Source organism: Pseudomonas sp. K5002, assembly GCF_013386655.1.
GTDB lineage: Bacteria > Pseudomonadota > Gammaproteobacteria > Pseudomonadales > Pseudomonadaceae > Aquipseudomonas.
The window spans coordinates 1-315 of the sequence record NZ_JACARK010001768.1 but is presented as its reverse complement, the minus strand read 5'-3'; the positions used below and the strand labels follow the sequence as shown (position 1 = coordinate 315).

Genomic DNA, 315 nt, shown 5'->3' with positions numbered 1-315 from the left:
CTGAGGATCAGCATCCGCGCACTGACCCCGCACGCACGCAAGGTTCGCAGCAGGCCGCGCCGCTGCTCCAGCGCCAGGCCGATGGCGGCATGCACGATAAACAGGCCCACCACAAAGGACAGAAAGCCCAGCGCATCGAGGTTCAGATGGAAGCTTTCAGTGAGGCGCGCGAGGTTGTTTTCCTCGGCCTGCTTGAGCTGCAGTTGCGCGCCCAGTTCCGGCGGCAGGGCGGGATGCGCGGCGGCAAAGGCCTTGTCCAGCAGCAATCGCGACAGGCGTTGGGGCATGTCCAGCAACGGTTGGGCGAAGCCGATA

Annotated in this window: 1 pseudogene; it reads right to left on the bottom strand. The window is 65.1% G+C overall.

From position 1 onward, the window contains the following. Nucleotides 1–315: pseudogene (locus HX846_RS39175) on the bottom strand (ABC transporter permease); the annotation flags it as partial.